This is a genomic window from Modestobacter sp. L9-4, from assembly GCF_019112525.1.
Classification (GTDB): domain Bacteria; phylum Actinomycetota; class Actinomycetes; order Mycobacteriales; family Geodermatophilaceae; genus Modestobacter.
Window position 1 is genome coordinate 2,668,966 of the sequence record NZ_CP077800.1, and the last position, 26,655, is coordinate 2,695,620.

Sequence of the window (26,655 nt, forward strand, 5' to 3'; positions counted from 1 at the left end):
CTACCGCTCGGCCCGGGTGCGGAGGCGGCTGATGACCGCGTTGATCCCCACGATCACCAGGATGATCATGAACATGGCCCAGGCGGTGGTGGCCGCCTGACCGATGTGGAAGTTGCTCCAGCCCTGCTGGTACATCAGCAGGCCGAGCGTCTGGTACTGCCCCGAGGAGCCGCCTGAGGTCGTGCCGTTGCCGGCGAACAGCAGCGGCTCGCCGAAGAGCTGCACCGCCCCGATGGTGGAGACGACGACGGTGAACAGGATCGTCGGGCGCAGCGACGGGATCGTGACGTGCAGGAACTGCTTCCAGCGGTTGGCGCCGTCGATCTCCGCGGCCTCGTAGAGCTCGCCGGGGATCGACTGCATGGCCGCGAGGTAGATCAGTGCGTTGTACCCGGTCCAGCGCCAGGTGACGATCGCGGCGATGGCGACCTGGCTGCTCAGCGTGCCGGCCTCCCAGTCGATCCGCTCGAGGCCGACGGCCTCCAGCAGCGTGTTGATCAGGCCGTAGTCACGGCCGAACAGCTGGGCGAACACGAGGGTGGCGGCGGCGATGCTGGTCGCGTACGGCATCAGCATCACGGTGCGGAAGAAGGTGCGGTTGCGGATCTTGTAGTTGAGCAGGTGCGCCAGCCCCAGGGCCATGCACAGCTGCGGGACCGTGGCCAGGATGCCGATGGTCAGGGTGTTGCGGGCGGCGTTCCAGAAGAACTCGCTCTGCAGCAGGGCCCGGTAGTTGTCCAGGCCCACCCAGGTGCCGCCGCCGATGTTCGACAGGCTCGTCTTGTGCAGCGAGATCCACGCCGTGTACAGGAACGGGTAGAGGCTGAACGCGGCGAAGAGCAGGAAGAAGGGGGCCACGTAGGCGTAGCCCCAGCGGTTGCGGGTGAGCGACGTCCGGCGACGGGCCGGGGGCCGCGGAGCGGTCGGTGGTGCGGCGGTGGTGGCGCCGTGCAGCGCCTGCCGGGGAGTCTGGCTCGCGATGGTCATGCGGGGCCTCGAGGTCGTCGGGGACGGGCGGGCCGGGGATCTCCCCCGGGATCGGGACGGCGGGGTGTGCCGCCGGGGTGGTGCGGGCAGGTGCCCGGGAGCGGCATGCGCTCCCGGGCACCTGTGTCCGGATCGGTCGCCGAGCCGGTGGCTCAGCCGCCGATGGCCTGCTGCGCCACCTTCAGCGCGTTGCCGAACGCCGCGTCAGGGGCGGTCCCGTTCGAGGCGATGTCGGTCAGCGCCGTCGTGAACGCCTCCTGGATCTGGGTGTCGTACGGCCCGATCGGGGTGCGCTTGATGTTCTCCGCCGACTTGCCGAAGATCTCGCCGGTCGGTGCGTCGCTGAAGTAGGCGTTGGTGGCCCCGACGACCTCGGGGTCCTCGGCCGCCTTCGGGCTGGACGGGAAGTGCGCCGCCTCGACGAAGGTCTTCACCTGCTGCTCGGGCGCGGTCAGCCACTCGGCGAGGTCCTTGGCGGCCTCGACGTTCTTGCCGTCCTTGGGGACACCGAGGAAGGAGCCGCCCCAGTTGCTGGCCGACTCGCTGGAGCCCGGCAGGGAGGCGACGTCCCACTTGCCGGCGCCGCCGTCGCCCATCTGGGAGGAGATGTAGCCGAGCATCCAGGCCGGGCAGGCGATGGTGGCGAACGCGCCGTTGGAGAACGCGGCGTTCCACTCGTCACCGAACTGGGACAGGTTGGCCGTCAGGCCCTCGCTCGCCGCGGTGCTCGCGTAGCCCCAGGCGGTCTTCACGCCGTCGCTCTCACCCGGGATGGGCTTGCCGTCGGCGTCGTTGTAGGCGGTCTCGCCCTGGTACACCGAGGAGGAGAAGATGCTCGCCGGGCTGTCCAGGAACTTGTTCTGCGACTTGGACTGGTAGTCGCGGGCGACGTCCAGGTAGGCGTCCCAGGTCGGCCACAGCTTCCCGACCTCCTCGCGGTCGGTCGGCAGACCGGCCTGCTCGAACAGGTCCTTGCGGTAGCACATGGCCTGCGGGCCGGTGTCGGTGCCGAGGCCGATGGTCTTGCCGTCCTCGGTGGAGGCCTGACCCCACTTCCAGTCGTAGAAGCTGCCCTTGAGCTCGTCGGCGTTGTCCTCGGCGGCGAAGTCCACGAAGGCGTCGGCGTGGTTCTCCACGACGTCGGCGACGAAGCCGATCTCCAGGCCCTGGATGTCGTCGAGGCCGGAACCGGCGGCCAGCCGCGTCTGCAGCGACTTGTAGTAGGCCGCGGACTGGGCGATGTTGTTCTGCTTGATCGTGACGTTCGGGTGGAGCTTCATGTACTCGTCGTAGAGACCGGCGTTGTCGAAGTCCATGGTGCCGAACGTGCCGACGGTCAGGGTGACCGGCGCGTTGGGGTCGTAGGCGGCCGCGTCGGCGGCGGCGTCGCCGTCCGAGCCGCCACAGCCGGCGGTGAGCAGGACGGCGGCGAGTGCCGCTCCCAGCGCCGCCTTGCCCTTGGTGGAGTGGATCAACAGTGACCTCCTGGGTGGCCCCGGGACGGTGCTCCGATGCACTGTCCGCCGGGGGCGTGAGAACGCTCTCACGGCCGTGACGGAGAGAGTGGTCTGCGCCACAAGTAGGTGTCAAGTAACAGTTCGGCAACGTGCCGGTACCTGGTGCCGGACCGGACGTGTGCCCACAATGGGCGCCACCGCCCGACCCTGGAGCACCGTGACCGGAACCAGCACCCGCGTCTCCTCGCCGACCCTGGACGAGGTCGCCGTGCTCGCCGGGGTCTCGCGCGCGACGGTCTCCCGCGTCGTCAACGACTCGCCACGGGTGAGCCCGGAGGCGCGCGAGGCGGTCATGGCGGCGGTCGCGGCGCTGAGCTACGTCCCCAACCGGATGGCCCGCAGCCTGGTCACCCGGCGCACCGACACGATCGCGCTGGTGCTGTCCGAACCCGACGCCCGGATCTTCTCCGACCCCTTCTTCGCCAGCATCGTGCGGGGGCTGAACGGGGCGCTGGCCAGCACGGACATCAACCTCGTGCTGCTCACCGCCCGCGACGACCGGGAGACGGAGAAGGCCGGCCGGTTCGTGCGCCAGGGCCACGTGGACGGCGTGATCCTGATGTCGCTGCACAGCGACGACGTGCTGCCCGACGAGCTGATCGCGGCCGGGCTGCCGCTGGTGCTCTGCGGGCGCCCGCTGGACGACCGGCCGGTGGCCTGGGTCGACGCCGACAACGCCGGCGGCGCGCGGCTGGCCACCGAGCACCTGCTGGCCGACGGACGCCGGCAGATCGCCAGCATCGCCGGCCCGCGGGACATGGTGGCCGGGCTCGACCGGCTCGCCGGGTACCGGGACGCGCTGGCCGACGCCGGGCGCGAGCCCGACCCGCGCCTGGTCGTGGAGGGCGACTTCACCGAGGCCGGCGGAGCCCGGGCGATGGAGGAGCTGCTGACCCGGGTCCCCGACCTGGACGCCGTCTTCGTGGCGTCGGACCCGATGGCTGTGGGTGCGCTGCGCGTGCTGCGTGCCGCCGGGCGCGCGGTCCCCGGCGACGTCGCCGTCGTCGGCTTCGACGACGCGCCGGTCGCCCTCCGCAGCGATCCGCCGCTGACCACGGTCACCCAGCCGCTGGAGGAGATGACCGCGGTGATGATCGAGCTGCTCCTGGCCCAGGTCGACCGGACGACGGACGGCGTGCAGACGCGGGTCTGCCCGACCCGGCTGGTCCGGCGCGCCTCCGCCTGAGGAGGGACCCCCTCGCCCCACGAGGAGACCTGACCTCGCCCACTCGTGGCTCGCGGAGGGGGGCCCGACACGAGCGTGTCGCCGAAACGCGGGGGACACACGGCGTGTCTAGGTTCGTCGCATGGCGGACCTCTTCGACGGCTATCCGCTGGGGCGGCAGTGGGACGAGATGTTCTCGGCCCCCGGCCAGCCCCGGACGCCGTACACCGGGTTGTTCAGCTCCCTGCAGAAGATGTCCGGCGAGGAGCTGGCCGCGCGCGCCGACGTGCTGTCCCAGACCTACCGCGACGCCGGCGTCACCTTCGCCCACGCGGGGGAGGAGCAGCCCTTCCCGCTGGACATCGTGCCGCGGGTCATCGGCGCCGACGAGTGGTCGCTCATCGAGCGCGGGGTGGCCCAGCGGGTGCGGGCCCTGGAGGCGTTCCTGGCCGACGTCTACGGCGCGGGGCAGGTGTTCACCGACCGGGTCGTGCCGCGCAGCGTCGTCACCACCAGCGCGCACTTCCACCGGGCCGCGCACGGGGTGGTCCCGCCCAACGGCGTCCGGGTGCACGTGTCCGGCATCGACCTGGTGCGCGACGAGGCCGGCGACTTCCGCGTGCTGGAGGACAACCTGCGCTCGCCCTCGGGCGTCAGCTACGTCATCACCAACCGCGCGGCGATGAGCTCGGTGCTCCCGGAGCTGTTCGGCGACCACCGGGTGCAGCCGGTCTCGGAGTACCCCGGCCGGCTGCTGGCCGCGCTCAAGGCCTCCGCACCGGCCGGCGTCGCCGACCCGACCGTCGTCCTGCTCACCCCCGGTGTCTACAACTCCGCCTACTTCGAGCACGCCCTGCTCGCCCGGCAGATGGGCGTGGAGCTGGTCGAGGGCCGCGACCTGGTCTGCTCCGGCGGGCAGGTGAGCATGCGGACGACGGACGGCCAGCAGCGCGTCGACGTCATCTACCGCCGCATCGACGACGAGTTCCTCGACCCGGTGCACTTCCGGTCGGACTCGGTGATCGGCTGTGCCGGGGTGGTCAACGCCGCCCGCGCCGGCCGGGTCACCATCGCCAACGCCGTCGGCAACGGGGTCGCCGACGACAAGCTGCTCTACACCTGGGTGCCGGACCTGATCCGCTACCACCTGGGCGAGGAGCCGATCCTCAAGAACGCCGACACCTACCGGCTCGACGAGCCCGACACCGTGGAGTGGGTGCTGTCCTCGCTCGACCAGCTGGTGCTCAAGCCGGTCGACGGGTCCGGCGGCAAGGGCATCGTCATCGGCCCGCGTGCCGACGAGCGGACGCTGGAGGAGCTCGCGGTGAAGGTGCGGGCCTCGCCGCGGGACTGGATCGCGCAGGCGCCGATCGGGCTGTCGACGTCCCCGACGCTGATCAACGGCCGGATCGCCCCGCGGCACGTGGACCTGCGGCCCTTCGCGGTCAACGACGGCACCGACGTGTGGGTGCTGCCCGGTGGGCTGACCCGGGTGGCGCTGCCGGAGGGGGAGCTGGTGGTCAACTCCAGCCAGGGCGGCGGCTCCAAGGACACCTGGGTGATCTCCCCGCCGCGGCCCGCCCTCGAGCCCGAGCCCGAGCCCGACGTCACCCGGATCGAGTTCACCACCGCCGACCTGCCGGCCGATCCCCCCGCCCAGGACCCCGGCCCGCCCAACGACAACGCGCTCGCCCAGTCCCAGCAACAGCAGCAATGGAAGGACCCCGTCCTCCTCACCCCTCGCGAGCTCGGGGCGAGCCTCTGGACGGGGCCGGCGGCTGGTGGCCTGGACCAGGTCGATCGCGGTGGTCAGCCGTGCTGAGCCGGATCGCGGAGTCGCTGTTCTGGATCGGCCGCTACGTGGAGCGGGCCGACGACACCGCGCGCATCCTCGACGTGCACACCCAGCGGCTGGTCGAGGACCCGTGGATCGACGAGCGGCGGGCCTGCGCCAACCTGCTCGCGCTGATGGGCGCCCCGTGCGACCCCGCCGACGCCGACACCGAGCGGGTGCTGGCCACCCTGGCCTTCGACCGCGCCAGCCCCAGCTCGATCACCGGCGCGCTGTCCGCGGCCCGGGAGAACGCCCGCGGCGCCCGCGAGGTGCTGTCGGCGGAGATCTGGGAGTCGCTCAACGTCACGCACAACGCCCTGCCGCAGCAGCGGACCATGGCCCGCCGGTACGGCCCGCACTCGCTGTTCCGGTTCGTGCGCGAGCGCTCGGCGATGGTGTTCGGGCTGGCCGACGCCACCATGAGCCGGGATGAGAGCTGGCTGTTCCTCATCCTGGGCCGGTCGCTGGAGCGGGTCGACATGACCTCGCGGATGCTGTCGACCCGCGTGCTGGCCGGTGACGCGGCGCCGTCCTGGACGCTGGTGCTGCGCTCCACCGGCGCCTACGAGCCCTACCTGCGCACCTACCGGGGCGCGGTGAACTCCAGCCGGGCTGCGGAGTTCCTGCTGCTGGACCGGCTGTTCCCGCGCTCGGTGTTCGCGGCGCTGGAGCAGGCCGAGGCGTGCCTGGCGGAGCTGGAGCGGGCCAACGTCCGCGAGGGCCACCGGATCGGGGTCGCCGGTGAGGCGCACCGCATCGTCGGCCGGGCCCGGACGATGCTGGAGTTCATGCAGACCGACGAGATCCTGGCCGGCCTGCCCACCCGCCTCGACGAGCTGCAGCGCACCTGCTCGGCTGCCAGCGAGGCGGTCACCAACCGGTTCTTCACCGAGCAGGCGCCCCAGATCTGGGTGCCGGAAGGCGCGGTGTGAACGTGCACCAGTCGCAGGGCCAGTCGGGCCGGTCCCAGACCCGCACCGTCCAGTCGCACATGCAGTCCCAGGCCTCCCCGGTGCGCGCGCCCGGTGAGCGGTGGCGGCTGCAGATCGTGCACCGCAGCGCGTTCCGCTACGGCGGGCCGGTGCGCTCGTCCTACAACGAGGCCCGGATGACGCCGGAGAACAGCAGCCGGCAGACGACGCTGCGCTCGCGGGTGGAGATCGAGCCGACGGCCAGCGTGCACGCCTACCGCGACTACTGGGGCTCCACGGTCACCGCGTTCGACACCCACGGCCCGCACACCGAGCTGGTGGTGCAGGCGACGTCGGTGGTCGAGGCAGGCCCCGAGGCGCACGTGCCCGACCCGCTCGACTGGGGCCGGCTGGCCGCCCCCGACACCCGCGACCTGTTCGGGGAGTTCCTCCGCCCGACCCCGCTCACCGCGATGGACGACCCGGTCGTCCAGGCGGTGCGCGAGGTGGTCGGCGACGCCGGCCCGCGCGAGGCCGCGCACCGGGTGTGCGCCTTCGTGCACGAGCAGATGGAGTACCTGACCGGCGCCACCAACGTGAAAACCAACGCGATGCAGGCCTGGACCACCGGCAAGGGCGTCTGCCAGGACATCTCGCACGTCTCGGTCGGCCTGATGCGGGCGCTCGGTCTGCCGGCCCGGTACGTCTCCGGCTACCTGCACCCGCGCCCGCAGGCGGGCATCGGGCAGTCGGTCACCGGGGAGAGCCACGCCTGGGTCGAGTGGTGGGACGGCGGCTGGTCCGGGTACGACCCCACGAACTCCGTGGAGATCGGCCCGCGGCACGTCACGCTGGCCCGCGGCCGCGACTACTCCGACGTCCCGCCGCTCAAGGGCATCTTCTCCGGCCCGCGCAGCGAGGGCTCGAAGGTGACCGTCGAGGTGACCCGGCTGGCCTAGGAGCCGACGTCGGGCTCGAGGTTGCGGACCGGGACGCCGGCCGCCTCGGTGGGCGGGGTCATCGGCGGGAGGTGCTCGCTCCGGGCGGGCACCCGCTGCCGCCACCAGTCCGGCTGCCGGCTCAGCCAGGCGTCGCCCAGGTCGGTGAGCCGGCCGTCGCTGTGCAGCCACGCCTGCCCGATGAGCGCCTGCACGCCGCCGGCCATCAGCAGGAGCTTGGTGGCCACCCGGCGGCGGCGGTGCGCCGGGGCGACGTAGACCTGGCTGATCACCCCGGTGGACGGCGACCAGCGGACGGCGCCGGACTGCTCACCCCAGCCCACCCCGAGCGCGGGGACCTCGCCCGGGGTGACGACCGCGCCGTCCGGCCGGGCGAGGGTGGAGAAGGCGACCAGGTCGGTCCCGCTGCCGTCGGCTGCCTGCATCAGCACGGCCCACAGGTGCGGGGCCCCGGCCGCGGTGTCCGCGGAGACCACCACCCGGGACGGCGGCCGGCCGGAGGACGGGGCGTGCGCCTCGAACTGCCAGCCCGCCGGGCGGGCCGCCGGGCCGGGCAGCTCGACGACGGTGCCGTCGGGGAAGGCGGTGCCGGCCACACCGACCACGGTGAGGCCGCCGTCCGGCGCCGGGTGCCGGGCGCACCAGAAGCCCGCCGGCGGGGTCCCGGCGCCGGACGTCGTCACGCCGCGCGGCGGCGGCGGAGGAGCACCAGCACCGCGCCACCCACCAGGAGCAGCCCACCGCCCAGCCCGGCGAGCGGGGCGACGTCCGTGCCGGTGTAGGCCAGCGCCGGTCCGGCGGCGACGACGGTGAAGGTCGCCTCCTTGACGGTGCCGGTGGCCCCGGTCATCGACACGGTGTGTTCGCCGGTCTCGAAGCCCGCGGGCACCGTGAAGACGAAGGTGGCCACGCCGTCGGCGTCGGCGGTCACGGTGCCGAGGTCGACCGGGGTCGAGTGCAGGACGCCGTGCACGACCTCGAACGGCTGGAAGCCGCCCAGGCGGATCGTCTGCTGCGCGCCCGCCGCCATGGTCGGCTTCGCGACGTCGACCCGGGGTGCGACCGGTGCGGCGGTGACCGGGGCGGCCGGGGCGGGAGCCGGTGCCGGAGCCGGGGCAGCGGCCGGGGGGACCACGACCGGGGCGGCCGGGGGCGGCGGGGTCACCGCCGGCGGGGCGACCGGGTCACCGATCTGCAGCAGGGCGACCTCGTCGCGCGCAGCGACCGTGGTGGTGACGGCGACGGTCAGCGTGCGTGCCGTGGGGTCGACCGTGCCGCCGGCCGGGGCGCCGGTCTGCACGACCTGGTAGTCGCCCGGCAGGTAGGAGCCGGGGAAGGTCGCCCGGCCCGAGGCGTCGGTGGTGGCGGTGATCGGGGCGGACGGAGCCGCCGGGGCGTCGTCGTTGTCGGACTGCAGCGGGCCGCCGTCGGTCGGGGCGTCGAGGGGCGTGCCGAGGGTGAACGTGTTCCCGGCCAGCGGTCCCGGGCCGTTCAGCTGGACGGCGAGCGTGCGGTAGGCGCCGTGCACGAGGAGGGGCACCTCCGTCGAGGAGGGCCCGATCGGGTTCGTGTTGCCCGTGGCGGCGGTCCCGTCGGTGTACCCGGCCACCGGGGTCGCGCCGTCGAGCAGGACCTGCCCGCTGCGCGGCGCACCGGTCAGGGTGAGGGTGAAGGTCGAGTTGGCGGGCAGGAGGGCCTGTGTGCCGCCGATCGGCGAGGTCCACCCCGGGAGCGGGCTGCCGGCGGGCAGGTCGCACCAGGCGTCGACGGTCACGGTGCAGGTGCCGGTCACGTCCTCGTCCACGCCCTCGAGGTGCGTGAAGTGCACCGTAAGCTCGGCACCGACGGGATCGATCACCTGGGCGGCCGGTGCGCCGTCGACGGCGGTGAGCGAGGGGAGGAGCTTGCCGGTGCCGAAGTGCGCGCCGGTCGCGACGACCGTCTGGGTCATCGCTGGGAGCACCTCGGGAGCGGCCTGCTCGGTCGCGTCGTCGGCCGTCGTGACGGGGGGCTCGGTCGCCGGCGCCTCCTCGGCCAGGGCGGCGGGCGCCACGGTGGCGGACAGCGCCAGCAGCCCCATGGTCAGACTTGCGGTGCGGGTGGCGTTCGGCTTGACGAGATCAGCCAACGTGGAGCGGGACATGGCGACACCTCTGGTCGTCTTCCGCCGTCGGTCGGCGGGATCGAGGCGAGATGTTGCTCCCGGACCCGCTGGTCCGGTCGTGTTTCCCGGGCGCGTCGCGCCGCGGAACGAACGAGTACGTGACGGGCGTGACCGGTGGGGCGCGCGGGGCGGGGGAGGCCCACGGGTCGCCGTGCCGGGCAGCTGCCTCATGAGGGAGGATGGGGGCGATGAGCGCTCCGCTGAACCTGGTCAACATCGAGCGGGTGCACAAGGCACACGGCACGACCGTCATCCTCGACGACGTCTCCCTCGGCATCGCCGCCGGTGAGCGGATCGGTGTCGTCGGCCGCAACGGCGGCGGCAAGTCGACGCTGCTCGGCGTGCTCACCGGCACGCAGGAGCCCGACTCCGGCCGGGTCACCCGCCGCGGCGACCTCGCGATGGGCGTGCTGGACCAGACCGGCACCCTCCCGCACGGGACGACGGTGCGGGACGTGGTGCTGCCGACGTCCCGGTTCGCCCACGAGCACGAGTGGGCCGCCGACCCCGCCGTCCGCTCGGTGCTGGCCGGCCTGGAGCTGGACCGGATGGGGCTGGACTCCCCGGTCGCCCCGATGTCCGGTGGTGAGCGGCGCCGCGTCGCGCTGGCCGCGCAGCTGATCCGCCCGCTGGACCTGCTGGTGCTCGACGAGCCCACCAACCACCTCGACGTCGAGGGCGTCGCGTGGCTGGCCGGGTACGTGCGGGCCCGGGCCGGCGGCCTGGTGGTCGTCACCCACGACCGGTGGTTCCTCGACGAGGTCTCCACGACCACGTGGGAGGTCGCCGACGGCAAGGTGCACGCCTACGAGGGCGGCTACTCGGCCTACACGCTGGCCCGCGCCGAGCGCTCCCGGATCGCCTCGGTCACCGAGGACCGCCGGATGAACCTGGTGCGCAAGGAACTGGCCTGGCTGCGCCGTGGCCCGCCGGCCCGCACCAGCAAGCCCAAGTTCCGGATCGACGCGGCGCAGGCGCTCATCGCCGACGAGCCGCCGGCCCGGGACAAGATGTCGCTGGCCAACTTCGCGGCCAAGCGGCTGGGCAAGACCGTGTACGACGTCGAGGACGTCACCTTCACCGTCCGCGGCCGCGGCGCGGTGGACGACGCCGACGACCCGGCCGGTCCCGCGCAGGCCGACGCCCCGGCCGAGCGCACGCTGTTCCGCGACCTGACCTGGCACGTGGGCCCGGGTGACCGGATCGGCATCGTCGGCGTCAACGGCGCGGGCAAGACCTCGCTGCTGAAGATGCTGGTCGGGGAGACGAAGCCCGATTCCGGCGAGATCGTGGTCGGTCAGACGGTGTCGGTGGCGTACCTGTCCCAGCACGTCACCGAGCTGAACCCGAAGCAGCGGGTGCTCGAGGCCGTGCAGGACGTCGCCCGGATCGCCCGCATCGGCAACCAGGAGATCTCCGCCTCGACGCTGGCCGAGCGGTTCGGGTTCGCCGCGGCCCGCCAGTGGACGCCGGTGGGCGACCTGTCCGGTGGCGAGCGGCGGCGGCTCCAGCTGCTCCGGCTGCTGATGGGCGAGCCGAACGTGCTGATCCTCGACGAGCCGACCAACGACCTGGACATCGACACCCTCACCGCGCTGGAGGACCTGCTCGACGGGTTCCCCGGCACGGTGCTGGTGGTCAGCCACGACCGGTACTTCGTCGACCGGGTCTGCGACTCGGTGGTCGCGCTGATGGGCAACGGCTCGCTGGCCGCGCTGCCCGGTGGCGTCGAGGAGTACCTGCGGCGTCGCGCCGCCGGCGAGGCGACGCTGCCGGGTGCCTCGACCGCGGCGGTGGGCAGCTCGTCGGCGCCCCCGGTCAGCGCGGCCGACGCCCGCGCGGCGCGCAAGGAGGTGTCCCGGCTGGAGCGGCGGATGCTCAAGCTGGACGGCGACGAGAAGAAGCTGCACCAGCAGCTCGCCGACGCCGCCGGCGACTTCAGCAGGGCCGCCGAGCTGGACACCCAGCTGCGCGCGGTCCAGGCCGAGAAGGAGCAGGTCGAGAACGACTGGCTCGCCGCCACGGAGATCGCCGAGGGCTGACCCGGCCCGCGCCGCCGCCGTCCCCGCTGGGGTCGGCGGCGGCGTCCGTCCGGCGTCGTGACCGTTGGGGCGTGCTCGGACTCGGCGGTGTGGGGGGCGCGGGCACGGTCTACCGAGCCGGCGACCCCCACATCGCCGAGATCGCGCTCACCGAGGCCGTGCCCGACCTCGCGAGCGCGGTACGGCGCGGAAGGCGCCGAGCGGCGGGACCGGGGCGGCCAGCTCACGGCGTGTCCGGGCGACCAGTGCGGGCCACCCCGGGCCGACGTCGTCGCTGACCACCCGCACGACGCGGATCCCCACCGCGCGCAGCGCGTCCTCGGCCCGCTTCTCCTCCCAGAGGACCTGCGCCGGGGTGCGGTCGCGGTAGGGGCTGTCGTACTTCACCCGTCCGTCGCACTCGACGGCCAGCGCAGCGTCGGGGAACCAACCGTCGACGACCTTGACCAGCAGGCCCTCGATCCAGATCTCCACCTGCAGCACCGGCCGGGGCAGTCCTGCGGCCAGGTGGCGGACCCGCCAGGCCGACTCGAGCCAGGACTCGGCCCGGCCGTCGGCGCGGACGACGGCGCGGACGGCGGCAGGGTGGCCGGGACGGCGCGGGGTGCGCTCGAGCACCTCCCGCAGGGCCGGGAGTCCGACCCTGTCCCGGAGCAGTGCGTCGTCGATGCTCGCGACGGCGTCGAGCTCGGACCACTCACGCGCGCAGTCGACGAGCGTCCGGGCCGGGCTGGTGAGGCGCAGCGGACCTGCCCGTCGGACCTCTGCCGGTGGGAGAGCGCCTTCGCTGATCCGGAACTCCCGGCCACGGTGGGAGCCTGCGAGGTCGGTCAGTCGGAGCGTGGACTCTGCTGACCGGCTCCGTTGCATACCCCACATGCGGGCCGCCGTGGCATGGCTGAACGCGGCGGTGGGTCGTTCGAGGTGGCGGTACAGCGCCAGCGCCTCCAGCCAGAAGCGGCGGTGCGGGTCGTCGGGCGGCGTGAGCTCGCCGGTGGGCACGTAGAGGCCCCGGCGCAGCGCCGTCCACCGGCCGGTCCGCAGCAGCCAGCGGACCTCCTCCGGCGTCCGGCCGCGGGCGAGGGCCTCGGCCCGGGACACGAGCAGCGGGGCGAGGTCGTCGAGGCGTCGGGGCGCGGGCACCCGTCGAGCCTCACCGGGAGCGTCTCGCCCGGAGGTGGGTCGCGCCGGTCTGTGGACGACGACCGTCGATGTGCACGGCGACGGGCGGCGGGCCGCTGCGGTGTGGGGGTACCCGGTCCGGTCCACCGGACCAGGTACCCCCACACCGGGCAGGTCAGAGTGACCCGCGCTGTTGTGGGGTGAGTCGCGGCGTCAGCGCTCGGCGCGGTTGACGGCCGAGACGATGGCGCGCAGCGATGCGGTGAGGATGTTCTCGTCGATGCCGACGCCCCACAGCACGCGCTCGCCCACGGCGCACTCGACGTAGGACGCGGCCCGGGCGTCACCGCCGGAGGCGAGGGCGTGCTCGGCGTAGTCGAGCACGCGGACGTCGACGTCCACGCTGCGCAGCGCGTCGACGAAGGCGGCGATCGGGCCGTTGCCGCGGCCGGCCACGGTCACCGGTACGCCGCGGTCGACCAGCTCGACGCTGATCTGGTCGGTGCCGCCGCCGGTGGCGTTGTGCTCGTGCCCGGCGAGGGAGAACCGGCCCCAGGGGGCGGCCGGGTCGGGCAGGTACTCCGAGGAGAACGCCGTCCACATCTGCGCGGCGGTCACCTCGCCGCCCTCGTTCTCGGTGTGCCGCTGCACGACCGCGGAGAACTCGATCTGCAGCCGGCGCGGCAGGTCCAGGGAGTTCTCGGTCTTCATGATGTAGGCGACGCCGCCCTTGCCGGACTGGCTGTTCACCCGGATCACGGCCTCGTAGCTGCGGCCGACGTCCTTGGGGTCGATCGGCAGGTACGGCACGGCCCAGGGGATGTCGTCCACGCCGACACCGGCGGCCTCGGCGTCGGCCCGCATCGCGGCGAAGCCCTTGTTGATCGCGTCCTGGTGGCTGCCGGAGAACGCGGTGTAGACCAGGTCGCCGCCGTAGGGGTGCCGCTCGTGCACGCCCAGCTGATTGCAGTGCTCGACGGTGCGGCGCACCTCGTCGATGTCGGAGAAGTCGATCTGCGGGTCGATGCCCTGGCTGAACAGGTTCAGCCCCAGCGTCACCAGGTCGACGTTGCCGGTGCGCTCGCCGTTGCCGAACAGGCAGCCCTCGATGCGGTCGGCCCCGGCGCGGTAGCCCAGCTCCGCGGCGGCGACGGCGGTGCCGCGGTCGTTGTGCGGGTGCAGGGACAGGACGACGGAGTCGCGGCGAGCCAGGTTGCGGTGCATGTACTCGATCTGGTCGGCGTAGACGGTCGGCTCGGCCATCTCCACCGTCGCCGGCAGGTTCAGGATGACGGGCTTGTCCGGCGTCGGCTCCCACACGTCGGTGACGGCGTTGCAGACCTCGACGGCGAAGTCGAGCTCGGTGCCGGTGAAGGACTCCGGCGAGTACTCGTAGCGGATCTCGGTGTCGCCGGCCTGCTCGGCCAGCTTGCGCACCAGCTGCGCGCCGTGGACGGCGATGTCGATGATCCCGGCGCGGTCCTGGCCGAACACGACCCGGCGCTGCAGGGTCGACGTGGAGTTGTAGAGGTGCACGATCGCCTGCTTGGCGCCGCGCAGCGACTCGTACGTGCGCTCGATCAGCTCGTCGCGGGCCTGGGTCAGCACCTGCACGGTGACGTCGTCGGGGATCAGGTCCTCGTCGATGAGCAGCCGGATGAAGTCGAAGTCGGTCTGGCTGGCCGCCGGGAAGCCGACCTCGATCTCCTTGTAGCCCATCCGCACGAGCAGCTCGAACATCCGCCGCTTGCGGTCGGGGGTCATCGGGTCGATCAGCGCCTGGTTGCCGTCACGCAGGTCGACCGCGCACCAGCGGGGGGCCACGGTGGTGGTCCTCTCCGGCCAGGTGCGGTCGGGCAGCGGCACCGGGGTGAACGGCGCGTACTTGCCGATCGGCATCGCCGAGGCGCGCTGGGGGTTGCGGGCGTGCGGGTGGGACTCGTTCACGGGGGGCTCCTCTGGCGGGCTGCGAACAGCTCCGGGTGCGGTCAGCTGGCGCCCGGGGACGCGCGATCACCGCGGCGAGGGAGCCGACCTAGGAGAGGGCCTCGCCGCGGCTGATAAGCAGGAGGCTGCCGCGCATGCGGTCACGGTAGCAGCGGAGCCGCTGAGCGCGCGTGTCCAGACCCCACCGGCGCCCGGCCTGCGCCAGCATCGCCTGCGTGGACGACGCCCCGCGCAGCCCCGACGCCGACCAGCAGGCCATGGCCGCGTTCCTCGACGACCTGCGCCGCACCGGGACGGTGGTCACCGGCCCCGTGCCGGCCGAGCCGGACGACGACGAGCACGGCGTCCCGCCGGTGGAGTGGCTGGTCAGCGCCCACCGCGGCGAGCCGCTCGCCCCGCCGTACCGGCTGCGCCTGGACGGCGACGAGCTGGCTGCGGCGCTGTCCCGGGACGCCGGGCTGCTCAGGGACCGCTGGCCCGGTGGGGACGAGGACGCCCGGGCCCGGGACGCGCTGCTGACGAGCTTCGACGCCGCGCTGGAGGGCATCGACCGCACGCCGCACCGCTTCGTCCTGGAGGAGGACGACACGCTGCACCTGACGACGCACCACCCCTGCCCGGATCCGCTCGCGCACATCGACCCGGACAGCGGCACCTTCTTCTGGTCCGCCCACGCCCCGGGCGACCCGGAGTTCGAGGAGGAGCTGGCCCGGTACGAGCGCCAGTCGCCGCACCGCCGGCACGCCGGCCTGGTGCGCGCGTGGCTCGTCGTCGAGGCGGCGATGGACGCAGCCCGGCTCGACCCGGCGGTCCAGCACCTGCAGGACCAGGTCGACACGACCTTCGGACCCGGGGCCATGATGCGGTTCAGCGAGCACGTGGAGACCCACGGCCTCCAGGAGGCCGACCTCACCGACATCGCCTACGCCGACGACGAGCGGCTCGACGCGATCCTGGACGCACTCGCCGGCGGGCCGCCCCGCGCCTGAACGGTCAGAAGCCGCCGGAACGGCGCAGTCGCAGCGGACGGCCGTCGGGGTCGTCGACCAGCCGGTAGAGCGGGGTGGCCCAGAGCCGGGTGGCGAAGGACAGGTCCGCGTTGCGGTGCGGGAGCAGCCGGCCCGGCGGACGCGGGCCCACCTGCCCGCCGTCGTACCAGGCCTGCAGTGCGGCGGCCGACGCCTGCACGGCGGCGACGAAGTCGTCGGGGTCGAGCAGATCGGCGTCCTCCGAGCCGTCGGTCGCCCGGTCCAGGTGCTCGCGGGCCAGCTCCAGCCGCAGGTCGCGGGCGAGGCGCCGCGCGCCGTCCCCGTGCCCGGCCGGGTCGCGGGGCTCGCGCTCGTCGGGCGTGGTGTCGAGGACGGCGCTGGACAGCTCGCTGTCGTGCGTCCAGGACCGCCGGTTGAAGTTGTCGCTGCCCACGCTGACCCAGACGTCGTCGACCACGCAGACCTTGGCGTGCACGTAGACCGGCGTCCCCTCGTGGTTCTCCGGGTCGAAGACGTGCACCCGGCCCGGGCCGGCCGCGTACACGGTGTCCAGCGCCTGCTGGCGGCCCACGTACTGCGGCCGCTCGGAGAAGGCGCCCTCCTGGTCGGGCACGCGCGGCACGACGACCACCAGCTGGAGTGCCGGGTGCTCCTGCAGTGCGGTGGCGAACAGCTCGGCCACCTCCTTGGACCACATGTACTGGTCCTCCAGGTACACCAGCCGGCGCGCCCGGCGGATCGCCTTCGAGTAGCCCAGCGCCACCGACCGTTCGCCCTGCCTGGCGAAGTCGAACGCCGGCCAGACCTTCGGGTAGGTGCGCAGCGTCTGCACCTGGTGCGGCCCGCACTCCGGCGGGGCCGGCGGCTGGTCGGGCAGCGGGGTGGGGTCCATGTGCGACTTCCCGCGCAGCGCCAGGATCTTGTCGTGCACCCAGGCGACCGGGTTCTCTGAGTCGGGGCTGGTCGGGTCGTCCCAGCGCTCGCGGAACACGGTGTCCAGCACGCCGACGGCCGGCCCGCGCAGCTGCAGCTGCACGTCGTGCCACGGCGGCGTCTCCCCGTAGGCCGAGGACATCGACTGCGGCTGCGGGTCGCCGAGGTGCTCGCCGTCGTCCCGGCGGGAGTGGCACAGGTCGATGCCGCCGGCGAAGGCGACGTCGCGCTCGGGCCGCCCGACGTGCCGCAGGACGACGAACTTCTGGTGGTGGCTGCCCATCCGGCGCACCCGCTCGTCCAGGACGACGACCCCGCCGGCCTCCTCGATCGCCTCGTCGAGGGAGGCGTTCTCCTCCTTGCTGAAACTCAGCCCGTCCCAGTGCGACCGCCAGATCAGCCCGCGCACGACCACCCCGCGGCGGGCCGCGTCGGCGAACAGCTCGCCCACGGTCGGGCCCTCGTCGCGCAGCCGCTCGTCGGGGTCGCCCCGCCAGTCGGTGAAGAACAGGTGGTCACCGGAGGTCAGGCCCTGCACCGCGGTGACCAGCCGGTCGAAGTAGGCCACCCCGTGCACCAGTGGCTCGACCAGGTTGCCGGCCGTCCACCCGGGGATGACGGTGTCGGGGTTGTCGCGCTCGGCAGCGGTCAGCAGCCAGTCCTCGGGGTCGGTCACCGGGTGATCCAATCGTGTCGGGGCGGCTGGGGGAACCACACGTCACCCGGCCGTGCCGTCCCACTGCGTGGAAGCAGGGGCGTCGGCGGTGGGACCGGCTGGTCAGCGCCGGTAACCTGGGCCCGTGGCCCTGGTCGTGCAGAAGTACGGCGGTTCCTCCGTCGCCAACCCCGAGCGGGTCAAGCGTGTGGCGGAGCGCGTCGTCGAGGCGAAGAAGAACGGCGACGACGTGGTCGTGGTCGTCTCCGCGATGGGCGACACCACCGACGAGCTCCTCGACCAGGCCAGCCAGATCACCGCCGACCCGCCGGGCCGCGAGCTGGACATGCTGCTCACCGCCGGCGAGCGGATCTCGATGGCACTCCTGGCCATCGCGATCTCCACCCACGGCTACGAGGCGCGGTCCTTCACCGGTTCCCAGGCCGGGGTCATCACCACCTCCAGCCACGGCAAGGCGCGGATCATCGACGTCACCCCGGGCCGGCTGCGCAGCGCGCTGGACGAGGGGTCGATCGTCATCGTCGCCGGCTTCCAGGGCGTCAGCCAGGACACCAAGGACGTCACCACCCTGGGCCGCGGCGGCTCGGACACCACCGCCGTCGCCGTCGCCGCGGCGCTCAAGGCCGACGTCTGCGAGATCTACACCGACGTGGACGGCGTCTTCACCGCCGACCCGCGGATCGTCCCGAACGCCCGGCGGCTGGACACCATCACCTACGAGGAGATGCTGGAGATGGCGGCCTCGGGCGCCAAGGTCCTCATGCTCCGCTGCGTCGAGTACGCCCGCCGGTACGGCATCCCGGTGCACGTCCGCAGCTCCTACTCACAGCTCCCCGGCACGATCGTGGCCGGCTCGATGGAGGACCTCACCGTGGAACAGGCGATCATCACCGGCGTCGCGCACGACCGGAGCGAGGGCAAGATCACCGTCTCCGGCGTCCCCGACCGCCCGGGTGAGGCGGCGCAGATCTTCCGCGTGCTGGCCGACGCCGAGATCAACATCGACATGATCGTGCAGAACGTCTCCACCGAGGCGAAGCTCACCGACATCTCCTTCACGCTGCCCAAGAGCGACGGGCCCACGGCCATCGCCGCACTCGAGCGGGTCAAGCACACGGTCGGCTACACCGGCGTCAGCTTCGACCAGCACATCGGCAAGGTCTCCCTGGTGGGCGCGGGCATGCGCTCGCACCCCGGGGTCTCGGCCAAGTTCTTCGGCGCGCTCGCCGACGCCGGGGTCAACCTGGAGCTGATCAGCACCTCCGAGATCCGCATCTCGGTCGTGTGCCGGGACACCGAGGTGGACGTCGCCGTCCGCGCGGTGCACGACGCCTTCGACCTGGGCTCGGACGTCGAGGCCGTGGTCTACGGGGGGACCGGACGATGACCGCCTTCTCGACCGACGGCCTGCGGGTCGGCGTCGTCGGCGCCACCGGCCAGGTCGGCGCCGTGGTGCGCCGGCTGCTCGCCGAGCGCGACTTCCCCCTCGCCGAGCTGCGCTTCTTCGCCTCCGCCCGCTCCGCCGGCAGCACGCTGCCGTGGGCGGGTGGCGAGATCACCGTCGAGGACGCCGCGACCGCCGACCCCACGGGGCTGGACATCGCGATCTTCTCCGCCGGTGGCGCGACCTCCAAGGAGCAGGCGCCGCGGTTCGCCGCCGCCGGGGTCACGGTCATCGACAACAGCTCGGCCTGGCGCCGCGACCCCGACGTCCCGCTGGTGGTCAGCGAGGTCAACCCCGGCGCCCTGGACTCGGTCCCCAAGGGGATCATCGCCAACCCGAACTGCACCACCATGGCCGCGATGCCGGTGCTGCGGCCGCTGCACGACGAGGCCGGCCTCGTCCGCCTGGTCGCCAGCACCTACCAGGCGGTCTCCGGTGCCGGGTTGGCCGGCGTCGAGGAGCTGGACGGCCAGGTCAAGGCCGTGGTCGACAAGGCCGCGGAGTACACCCACGACGGCTCGGCGGTCACCGGCCCCGAGCCGGTGAAGTTCGTCCGCCCGATCGCCTACAACGTGATCCCGCTGGCCGGTTCGATCGTCGACGACGGCAGCTTCGAGACCGACGAGGAGCAGAAGCTCCGCCACGAGAGCCGCAAGATCCTCGGCATCCCGGAGCTGCGGGTGTCCGGCACCTGCGTGCGGGTGCCGGTCTTCACCGGGCACTCGCTGTCGCTGAACGTCGAGTTCGCCCGGCCGCTGTCGCCTGAGCGGGCGACCGAGCTGCTCGAGCAGGCCCCCGGCGTCCAGCTCACCGGCGTCCCCACCCCGCTGCAGGCCGCCGGGGCCGACCCCAGCTTCGTCGGCCGGATCCGGCAGGACGAGGGCGTCGACGGCGGCCGCGGTCTCGCGCTGTTCGTCAGCAACGACAACCTGCGCAAGGGCGCGGCGCTGAACACCGTGCAGATCGCGGAACTGCTGCTCACCCGGCTGCGTTGACGCGAGTGACCCGTGGGGCGGGCGCCCGCCCGGGGCGCACAGCGTCCCGGGTCGTGGGCTGTGGCCGCTCTACCCTTCGCCGCGAGCCCGACGTCCGGGCACGTGAGCGGGGGGACCGTTGATGGCGACAGCTCAGCAGGTGGGTACCGACGTCCGGCGCAGACCGCTCCTGGTCGTCGTCCAGGTGCTCCTGGTCCTCGCGGTCGCAGTGGGGGCCTGGGTGCTCTCCCACCGCATCCCGTACCCGTCGTACAAGGACTGGTTCGACCTGCGGGTCTACCAGGGTGCGGCGCAGTGGTGGACCGAGGGCAACCCGCTCTACAGCTTCGACTACGACAACTCCGGCTACGGCTTCACCTATCCGCCCTTCGCCGCCGTGGTGTTCGCCCCGCTGGCCGCGCTGGGCTTCGGTGCCGCTGCGGTGGTCCACACCACGCTCAACGTGGTGCTGGCCGGCCTGCTCACCGCCTGGCTCGCCGTCCCGATCGCCCGCCGGATGGGCTGGTCGCCGTGGTTCGTCGTCGGGCTGGCGCTGCCGGTCGTGCTGTCCATCGAGCCGGTCCGCGAGACGCTCGGCTTCGGCCAGGTGAACCTGGTGCTCGGCGCCCTCATCGCCGTCGACGTCATCGCGCTGCGGCGTGGCTGGGCCTGGGCCGGCGTCGGCACCGGCCTGGCCGTCGCGATCAAGCTGACCCCGGCCGTGCTCGTGCTGTGGTTCCTGCTGACCCGGCAGTGGCGGGCGGCCGGCATCTCGGCCGGCACCGCGGTGCTGGCGAGCCTGCTGGCCTTCGTCGTCTCCCCGGCCACGTCCACCCAGTTCTGGGGGACGACGCTGTTCGAGACCGGCCGCGTGGGTGAGCTCGACCAGATCTCCAACCAGTCGCTGATGGGCGCCGTCGCCCGGATCGCCCACCCCGGGGAGCCGAGTCAGGCGCTGTGGGCGCTGCTGGTGCTGGCCACGCTCGTGGTCGGCATGTACCGGGCGGTGCGGGCGTACCGCGAGGGCGACCTCGTCGTCGCGGTGACCCTCGTCGGGCTGGTCAGCTGCCTGATCAGCCCCGTCTCCTGGACCCACCACCTGTACTGGCTGGTGCCCGCCCTGGCCGTGCTGGTCGACGTGGCCCTCGGCGCGGCAGTGGCGGGTCCTGCGCTGGGCGGGCGGCCGCGGGTGGTGGCCTGGCTGTCCGGGTTCACCGTCCTGGTCGCGACGCCGGCGCTGTGCGTCGGGACGCTCTGGTACTTCGGCGACCCGGGCAAGAACCAGCCGCACCAGACCAGCCTGATCGGTGGGCTCGGCGAGGACAGCTACGTGCTGCTGATGGTCGGTCTGCTGCTCTGGCTGCCCGTGCGGGCGGCGGTCCGTACGCCGGCAGCGTCGTCGCCGTCCTCGGCGGACGTGGTCTCCGTCGCCTGAGCCCCTGCGCGACGGGGCCTGAGCGGGCCCCGTCGCGGCGAGGTCAGCCGGCCGGCGGCACGTGCCGCAGCGCGAAGGACAGCGCCACCTCGACCTGGCGGATCGTCTCGGCGATCACCAGCGACCCGTGCCCGGCGTCGAAGCGGTAGACCTCGTGGGGGGCGCCCCGCTCGTCGAGGGCGGCCAGGTAGTTGTCGATCTGCCGGATCGGGCACCGCGGGTCGTTCGCCCCGGCCACCACCAGCACCGGTGCGGTCACCGCGTCGACGTAGGTGATCGGCGAGCTCCGCACGTAGACGTCGTGCACCTCGGCCGGCGACCCGCCGAACAGCGCCCGGTCGTAGGCCCGCAGGCCCTCCATCTCGTCCTCGTAGGCGGCCAGGTAGTCGGCCACCGGGACCTCGGCGATGCCCGCCGTCCAGCGCTCCGGCTGCGTGCCCAGGCCCAGCAGGGTGAGGAAGCCGCCCCACGAGCCGCCGGTGAGCAGGGTGCGGGCCGGGTCGACGACGCCCTCGGCCACCAGCGCGTCGTACACCGCCGCGACGTCCTCGAGCTCGGTGAGACCGGGGCGGCCCGTGAGCGCGTCGCGCCACTCGCTGCCGTAGCCGGTCGAGCCGCGGTAGTTCACGTGCACCACCGCGTAGCCGGCGTCGACGTAGGCCGCCCGCCGGGCGCGGTAGGAGTCGTCGTCCTGGGACTCCGGGCCGCCGTGCACCAGGAACGCGGTCGCGTACGGCGCGGTGCCGGCCGGGCGCACCAGCAGGGCGTGCACGTCGCCACCGGGACCGGGCACCCAGCGGTCCTCGACCGGGTAGGCGGCCGGCGGCTCCTCGCCGGGGGCGGCCAGCACGACCGGCCCGTCGGCGCGGCGGATGACCGGCGGCCGCTCGGCAGAGGACCAGGCCAGCTCGACCGTGCCGTCGGGGCGGGCGGTGGCGCCGCGGACGACGCCGCGCGGGGTCTCCAGCTGCTCCAGCGTGCCGGAGGCCAGGTCGTAGCGGTACAGCTCGCTGCGGGCGGCGTGGTCGTGGCCGACCAGCAGCGCCGAGCCGTCGGGGTACCAGCCGGCGCTCACGTCGCCGGGCAGGTCGAGCACCAGCTCGGTCTCCTCGCCGCTGGCGACGTCCCAGATCAGCAGCTCCTCGCGGCCGCGGCGCTCGTGGCCGACCAGCAGGCGCTGGTCGCCCTCGACGGGGGAGAAGCTGAGGGCGTGCAGGCCGCGGCCCTCGCCGTCCCACTTGTCGGCCACCAGCGACAGGTCGGCGGTGCGCAGCACCCGGAGCGCGGGGTAGCGGGGGTCGCCGTGCTCGGAGTGGGAGAAGACCAGCAGCTCGTCGTCGCGGGACAGCGCGTCGACGCCGGCGGTGTCCGGGGTCGTGTAGAACACCGCGGGGCTGCCGCCCACCGGGCCCAGCCACAGCTCGCTCCCGTCGTCGGTGGAGCGGCCCACGGCCAGGTACCGGCGGCCGAGCTCCAGGCCGGCCGGGTAGGCCGGGCCCACCTCGGGCAGCGCGACGGTGTCGGGGCCGCCGGCGAAGGGCTGGGTCATCCAGACGCCGAACTCGTCGCCGTCGGTGTCGGCGAACCACCAGATGGTGTCGCCGTCGGGGGTGAGCGTGGCGGCGAGGGTGCCGTTGGCCCGGTCGGTGACCTGCCGGTGGACGTCGGTGTCGCGGTCCCAGACGTACTGCTCGACGACGCCGCTGACGTCGGAGGAGTAGAGGTTGCGCTGCGGGGCGTCCTCGGCCCAGTCCGGCAGGCTGACCCGCGGCGCGCGGAACCGGGCCTGCCACCGGGCGGTGACGTCCGCGGGCAGTGCGGGGACTGGCTGGGCGGGGTCGACGGTCACCCCGTCATCTTCCCCCGGCGCCGGCCCCTGCCTGCGCTGCGGTCTTCCCGGCCGTCGCCGCCGGCCTGGCCGGGGGGACGACGTCGGCACTGCGGACGTCACCGATGAGCTGCTCCAGCACGTCCTCCAGGGCGACCAGGCCGATCGTGCGGCCGTGCTCGACCACCCGGCCCAGGTGCGACCCCGAGCGGCGCATCTCCTGCAGCACCTCGGGCAGCGGCTCGGTCGGGGTGATCTCCACGAACGCCTTGACCGCCTGGTCGGGCACCGCGTGGTCCCGCATGCTCGGGCCGGAGCCCAGGATGTCCTTGACGTGCACGTACCCGGTCAGCTCACCGTCGGCGTCGCGCATCGGGTAGCGGCTGTAGCCGTGCTCGGCCACGACGGCCTCCAGCTGCCGCGGCGTCGAGCTGCGCGGCACCGTGATGAGCGAGTCGACCGGCAGGAGGACCGAGCCGACGTCGTGCTGCTCGAAGGTGAGCGCACCGGCGGCCAGCTCGCTGACCTCGCTGCCCAGCAGCCCCTCCTTGCGGGACTGGGTGATCATCGACTGGATCTCCGTGCGGTCGAAGCTGGCCGCGATCTCGTCGGTCGGGGTGACGCCGAAGAGCCGCACGAAGGCGTTGGCCACGACGTTGAAGAACCAGATGAACGGCTTGAGCACCCGCACCATGAGCGCCAGCGGTGGGCCCAGCACGATCGCGGCGTTCGTCGGACCGGCGATGGTGATGTTCTTGGGCACCATCTCGCCCAGCACCATGTGCAGCACGGTGACCAGCGACAGGGCGATCACCAGGGCGATCGGGTGCAGCAGGCCCTCCGGCACGTGGAGGGCGTGCAGCACCGGCTCGATCAGGTGCGCGACGGCCGGCTCGCCGACCGCTCCCAGGCCCAGCGAGCACAGGGTGATGCCCAGCTGGGCGCCGGCCATCATCTGCGACACGTTGCGCATCGCCGCGAGCGTCTTCTGCGCCCGCACCGAGCCGGCCTCGGCGCGCGGTTCGATCTGGTCGGCCCGGGCCGACACCAGGGCGAACTCCGAGGCGACGAAGAAGGCGTTGCCGAGCAGCAGGGCGACGAGGACCAGCAGGCTCACGACGGTGCTCATGATGTCGCCTCCGCGACGAGCCGTTCGGCGATGTTCACGCCTGTGCCACCTCGCGCTCGGGGTGGACCACGGTCGCGCCGGACTGCCGGGACTCGTCGGTGAGGTCGGGGTCGTCCTCAACGGGCACCGGGGTGGCACGCAGCCGGGACAGTCGCCGGCCGTCGAGCTCGGCGACGGTGAACCGCCAGCCCTCCACCGAGGTCTCGTCCCCGACCTCGGGCATGTGCCGCAGCCGCTCGACGACGAAGCCGGCGACGGTCTCGTACCGGCCCTCGGGGACGACGATGCCGGTGCGCTCGCGCACCTCGTCGGGACGCAGCAGCCCGGAGAGCACCCAGTCCTCGCCGTCCCGGCGCAGCTGGCGCAGCGGGCGGTCGGTCTCGTCGGTGATCTCCCCGACCAGCTCCTCGACGATGTCCTCCAGGGTCACGATCCCGTGCGTGGCGCCCCACTCGTCGACGACCAGGGCCAGCTGCAGGCCCTGCTCGCGGAGCAGGTCCAGCAGGGGGTCCAGGCGCAGGGACGACGGGACGGCGAGCACCGGGGCGGCCAGTTCCCCGGCGGTGCGCTGCAGGCGCTGCTCCTCCGGGACGGCGACCGCGTTCTTCACGTGCACGACGCCGGTGACCTCGTCGAGGTCGGCGCCGTAGACGGGGAAGCGGGAGTTGCCCGAGCGGATGGCGGCGTCGATGACGTCGGCGGCGGTGGCCGAGGAGCTGAGCGTCCACAGCCGGGTGCGCGGGGTCATCACGTCGGTGGCGAACTTGTCACGCAGGCCCAGCGAGCGCCCCAGCAGTCGGGCGGCGACGGGGGACAGGTCGCCCTCCTCGGCCGAGCGGCGGGCGACCGCGGCCAGCTCCTCGGCACCGCGGGTGTCGTCGAGCTCCTCCTTGGGCTCGAAGCCGAGCCGGCGGACGATCGCGTTGGCCAGTGCCTGCAGGGCGCGCACGACCGGGCCGGTGACCTTCGCGAACGCCCGCATGCCCGGGGCGACCACGATCGCGGTGCCCAGCGGCTTGGCGATGGCCAGGTTCTTGGGGCCCAGCTCGCCCAGGATCATCTGCAGGAAGGTGGCCAGCGCGATGCCGAGCACGACGGCGATCGGCGCGGTGGCGCCCTCGGGCAGCCCGATGGCCTCCAGCACCGGCTCGATCAGCCCGCCGAGCGCCGGCTCGGCCAGGAAGCCGACGATCAGCGTGGTCAGCGTGATGCCCAGCTGGGCGGCCGACAGCTCGGTGGACAGCCCGCGCAGCGCACGCAGCACGCCGTCGGCGCCCTTGTCGCCGGCCGCGGCGGCGCGTTCGGCCTGGCCGCGGTCGACGGAGGTGAAGGAGAACTCGGCCGCGACGAAGAACCCGGTGAGCGCGGTCAACAGCACGGCCGCGAGGAGGAGCAGCCATTCGGTCATCAGCGGCGACTGTGCCCGCTGGCCACTGTGCGGAAACTGTGCCGTGAACGACTCAGGGACCGCCCGAGGGCGGTCCCTGAGTGGAGGGTCGGGGTGACAGGATTTGAACCTGCGGCCTCGTCGTCCCGAACGACGCGCGCTACCAAGCTGCGCCACACCCCGAGGTGCGTCGACAACTGTAACCGATGCCCCTCGCCCCCTCGCAGGGGCCCGGTGCCAGTCGAGGGGCGCCGTCCTCCTCGTCCCTCGACGGAGCTCGGAGGAGGGGTCCTCCGGCTACGCGCGGGCGGTGAGGGTCAGCAGGGTGGCCTCCGGCGGGCAGGCGAGCCGGTAGGGGGCGTAGGGGCTGGTGCCCAGTCCGGCCGAGACGTGCAGCCAGGTGCCGGCCGGGTGCGCCACCGAGGGCGGCGCCCAGCGGTGCAGCCAGCGCACGTGCTGCCGGTCGATGCCGCAGTTGGTGACCAGCGCGCCGTAGAAGGGCACCCGCAGCTGGCCGCCGTGGGTGTGGCCGCACAGCAGCAGGTCGTAGCCGTCGGCGGCGAACCGGTCGAGCACCCTCGGTTCGGGGGAGTGCACCAGCCCGAGCCGGACGTCGGCGTCGGGGTCGGCCGGTCCGGCGACGTCCTCGTACCGGTCCAGCTTCAGGTGCGGGTCGTCGACCCCGGCGAAGGCGATCCGGACGCCGGCCACGGTGAGCCAGCCGGTGGTGTTGGTCAGGTCCAGCCAGCCGCGGCCGGTCATCCCGTCGCGCAGCTCGCGCCAGGGCAGTTCCGCGCCGTGCACCCTCTTGTGGTCCCGCTTGAAGTACTTGAGCGGGTTCTTCGGCACGGGGGCGTAGTAGTCGTTGCTGGCCAGCACGAACGCGCCGGGGAGGTCCAGCAGCGGCTCGAGTGCGCGCAGCGTCGGCGGGACGGCGTCCGTGCCGGCCAGGTTGTCACCGGTGGTGACCACCAGGTCGGGCTCGAGCGCGGCCAGCCCGGCCACCCACTCCTGCTTGCCGGTCTGCCCCGCGGTCATGTGCAGGTCCGACAGCTGCAGCACCCGCAGCGGCGCCGAGCCCGGCGGCAGCACCGGCACGTCGAAGCGGCGCAGCGTCCAGCGGGTGCGCTCGACCAGGCTCGCGTAGGCCACCGTGGCGGCGCCGGTGGCCAGCACGGCAGCGGGGACGGCGGTGGTGGCACGCATGCCCGC

Annotated in this window: 20 protein-coding genes and 1 tRNA gene; 9 read left to right on the plus strand and 12 right to left on the minus strand. The window is 73.4% G+C overall.

Going from position 1 to position 26,655, the window contains the following annotated elements; genetic code table 11:
- Together KUM42_RS12555 and KUM42_RS12560 are read right to left on the minus strand one after the other, a co-directional pair.
- Window positions 1-987, minus strand: coding sequence for a carbohydrate ABC transporter permease (locus KUM42_RS12555; RefSeq protein ID WP_237492744.1), 987 nt, complete (start codon window positions 985-987; stop codon window positions 1-3).
- A gap of 152 nt (window positions 988-1,139) precedes the next feature.
- Complete coding sequence (locus KUM42_RS12560; protein ID WP_237492746.1) at window positions 1,140-2,462, minus strand: extracellular solute-binding protein; 1,323 nt, start codon at window positions 2,460-2,462, stop codon at window positions 1,140-1,142.
- A 199-nt stretch (window positions 2,463-2,661) separates the two neighbouring features.
- Between KUM42_RS12560 and KUM42_RS12565 the strand changes: the two genes are divergently transcribed.
- From KUM42_RS12565 to KUM42_RS12580, 4 genes are all read left to right on the plus strand, one after another.
- Complete coding sequence (locus KUM42_RS12565) at window positions 2,662-3,690, plus strand: LacI family DNA-binding transcriptional regulator (RefSeq protein WP_237492748.1); 1,029 nt, start codon at window positions 2,662-2,664, stop codon at window positions 3,688-3,690.
- Window positions 3,691-3,811: 121 nt separating this feature from the next.
- The gene (locus KUM42_RS12570) at window positions 3,812-5,491 is read left to right on the plus strand and encodes a circularly permuted type 2 ATP-grasp protein (protein WP_237492750.1); all 1,680 of its coding nucleotides are present in this window, start codon (window positions 3,812-3,814) and stop codon (window positions 5,489-5,491) included.
- Entirely contained in the window at window positions 5,485-6,435 is a 951-nt protein-coding gene (locus KUM42_RS12575) for an alpha-E domain-containing protein (protein WP_237492751.1), read from the plus strand. Before KUM42_RS12570 ends, KUM42_RS12575 begins: the two co-directional genes overlap by 7 nt.
- Before the next feature lie 2 nt (window positions 6,436-6,437).
- The gene (locus KUM42_RS12580) at window positions 6,438-7,373 is read left to right on the plus strand and encodes a transglutaminase family protein (RefSeq protein ID WP_237492753.1); all 936 of its coding nucleotides are present in this window, start codon (window positions 6,438-6,440) and stop codon (window positions 7,371-7,373) included.
- On the opposite strand, the gene KUM42_RS12585 is transcribed toward KUM42_RS12580, so the two are convergent.
- Complete coding sequence (locus KUM42_RS12585) at window positions 7,370-8,056, minus strand: hypothetical protein (RefSeq protein WP_237492754.1); 687 nt, start codon at window positions 8,054-8,056, stop codon at window positions 7,370-7,372. The two genes, KUM42_RS12580 and KUM42_RS12585, sit on opposite strands and share 4 nt — an antisense overlap.
- The gene (locus KUM42_RS12590; RefSeq protein ID WP_237492757.1) at window positions 8,053-9,516 is read right to left on the minus strand and encodes a prealbumin-like fold domain-containing protein; all 1,464 of its coding nucleotides are present in this window, start codon (window positions 9,514-9,516) and stop codon (window positions 8,053-8,055) included. The genes KUM42_RS12585 and KUM42_RS12590 overlap by 4 nt, the downstream gene beginning before the upstream one ends.
- Before the next feature lie 209 nt (window positions 9,517-9,725).
- On the opposite strand from KUM42_RS12590, the gene KUM42_RS12595 reads away from it, so the two are divergent.
- On the plus strand, window positions 9,726-11,579 hold the full coding sequence (locus KUM42_RS12595) for an ABC-F family ATP-binding cassette domain-containing protein (protein ID WP_237492759.1): 1,854 nt from the start codon (window positions 9,726-9,728) through the stop codon (window positions 11,577-11,579).
- A 147-nt stretch (window positions 11,580-11,726) separates the two neighbouring features.
- On the opposite strand, the gene KUM42_RS12600 is transcribed toward KUM42_RS12595, so the two are convergent.
- Together KUM42_RS12600 and leuA are read right to left on the minus strand one after the other, a co-directional pair.
- A complete protein-coding gene (locus tag KUM42_RS12600) occupies window positions 11,727-12,722 on the minus strand; it encodes a hypothetical protein (protein ID WP_237492761.1) in 996 nt (331 codons plus the stop codon).
- Between the two features lie 192 nt (window positions 12,723-12,914).
- On the minus strand, window positions 12,915-14,648 hold the full coding sequence (gene leuA / locus KUM42_RS12605) for a 2-isopropylmalate synthase (protein WP_237492764.1): 1,734 nt from the start codon (window positions 14,646-14,648) through the stop codon (window positions 12,915-12,917).
- Between the two features lie 215 nt (window positions 14,649-14,863).
- Between leuA and KUM42_RS12610 the strand changes: the two genes are divergently transcribed.
- The gene (locus KUM42_RS12610; RefSeq protein ID WP_237492766.1) at window positions 14,864-15,637 is read left to right on the plus strand and encodes a hypothetical protein; all 774 of its coding nucleotides are present in this window, start codon (window positions 14,864-14,866) and stop codon (window positions 15,635-15,637) included.
- A gap of 4 nt (window positions 15,638-15,641) precedes the next feature.
- Here KUM42_RS12610 and KUM42_RS12615 read toward each other — a convergent pair whose 3' ends face one another.
- On the minus strand, window positions 15,642-17,246 hold the full coding sequence (locus tag KUM42_RS12615; RefSeq protein WP_237492768.1) for a phospholipase D family protein: 1,605 nt from the start codon (window positions 17,244-17,246) through the stop codon (window positions 15,642-15,644).
- A gap of 124 nt (window positions 17,247-17,370) precedes the next feature.
- Between KUM42_RS12615 and KUM42_RS12620 the strand changes: the two genes are divergently transcribed.
- The 3 genes from KUM42_RS12620 (at window position 17,371) to KUM42_RS12630 (ending at window position 21,099) form a co-directional block, all read left to right on the plus strand.
- A complete protein-coding gene (locus KUM42_RS12620) occupies window positions 17,371-18,633 on the plus strand; it encodes an aspartate kinase (RefSeq protein ID WP_237492769.1) in 1,263 nt (420 codons plus the stop codon).
- Entirely contained in the window at window positions 18,630-19,685 is a 1,056-nt protein-coding gene (locus KUM42_RS12625) for an aspartate-semialdehyde dehydrogenase (RefSeq protein WP_237492770.1), read from the plus strand. Before KUM42_RS12620 ends, KUM42_RS12625 begins: the two co-directional genes overlap by 4 nt.
- A 121-nt stretch (window positions 19,686-19,806) precedes the next feature.
- A complete protein-coding gene (locus tag KUM42_RS12630) occupies window positions 19,807-21,099 on the plus strand; it encodes a glycosyltransferase 87 family protein (protein ID WP_237492771.1) in 1,293 nt (430 codons plus the stop codon).
- Between the two features lie 43 nt (window positions 21,100-21,142).
- Here the strand turns inward: KUM42_RS12630 and KUM42_RS12635 are convergent, their stop codons facing one another.
- The 5 genes from KUM42_RS12635 to KUM42_RS12655 all read right to left on the minus strand — a co-directional run bounded on the left by KUM42_RS12635 (window position 21,143) and on the right by KUM42_RS12655 (window position 26,649).
- Window positions 21,143-22,948, minus strand: coding sequence for a prolyl oligopeptidase family serine peptidase (locus KUM42_RS12635; RefSeq protein WP_237492772.1), 1,806 nt, complete (start codon window positions 22,946-22,948; stop codon window positions 21,143-21,145).
- 4 nt (window positions 22,949-22,952) lie between these two features.
- Window positions 22,953-24,056, minus strand: a complete 1,104-nt coding sequence (locus KUM42_RS12640; protein ID WP_237492774.1) for a hemolysin family protein — start codon at window positions 24,054-24,056, stop codon at window positions 22,953-22,955.
- Between the two features lie 34 nt (window positions 24,057-24,090).
- Window positions 24,091-25,464 carry a hemolysin family protein gene (locus tag KUM42_RS12645; protein ID WP_237492776.1) on the minus strand — a complete coding sequence of 458 codons (1,374 nt, stop codon included), beginning with the start codon at window positions 25,462-25,464 and terminating at the stop codon, window positions 24,091-24,093.
- An 88-nt stretch (window positions 25,465-25,552) separates the two neighbouring features.
- A tRNA-Pro gene (locus KUM42_RS12650) sits at window positions 25,553-25,626 on the minus strand.
- Between the two features lie 114 nt (window positions 25,627-25,740).
- The gene (locus tag KUM42_RS12655) at window positions 25,741-26,649 is read right to left on the minus strand and encodes a metallophosphoesterase (protein ID WP_237492780.1); all 909 of its coding nucleotides are present in this window, start codon (window positions 26,647-26,649) and stop codon (window positions 25,741-25,743) included.
- Between the last annotated feature and the right edge of the window lie 6 nt (window positions 26,650-26,655).

Bases quoted from the DNA above. Each gene is read 5' to 3' on its own strand.
- KUM42_RS12555 (WP_237492744.1), bottom strand. From the start codon at position 987: ATGACCATCGCGAGCCAGACTCCCCGGCAGGCGCTGCACGGCGCCACC.
- KUM42_RS12570 (WP_237492750.1), top strand. From the start codon at position 3,812: ATGGCGGACCTCTTCGACGGCTATCCGCTGGGGCGGCAGTGGGACGAG.
- KUM42_RS12590 (WP_237492757.1), bottom strand. From the start codon at position 9,516: ATGTCCCGCTCCACGTTGGCTGATCTCGTCAAGCCGAACGCCACCCGC.
- KUM42_RS12595 (WP_237492759.1), top strand. From the start codon at position 9,726: ATGAGCGCTCCGCTGAACCTGGTCAACATCGAGCGGGTGCACAAGGCA.
- KUM42_RS12625 (WP_237492770.1), top strand. From the start codon at position 18,630: ATGACCGCCTTCTCGACCGACGGCCTGCGGGTCGGCGTCGTCGGCGCC.
- KUM42_RS12630 (WP_237492771.1), top strand. From the start codon at position 19,807: ATGGCGACAGCTCAGCAGGTGGGTACCGACGTCCGGCGCAGACCGCTC.
- KUM42_RS12640 (WP_237492774.1), bottom strand. From the start codon at position 24,056: ATGAGCACCGTCGTGAGCCTGCTGGTCCTCGTCGCCCTGCTGCTCGGC.
- KUM42_RS12645 (WP_237492776.1), bottom strand. From the start codon at position 25,464: ATGACCGAATGGCTGCTCCTCCTCGCGGCCGTGCTGTTGACCGCGCTC.
- KUM42_RS12655 (WP_237492780.1), bottom strand. From the start codon at position 26,649: ATGCGTGCCACCACCGCCGTCCCCGCTGCCGTGCTGGCCACCGGCGCC.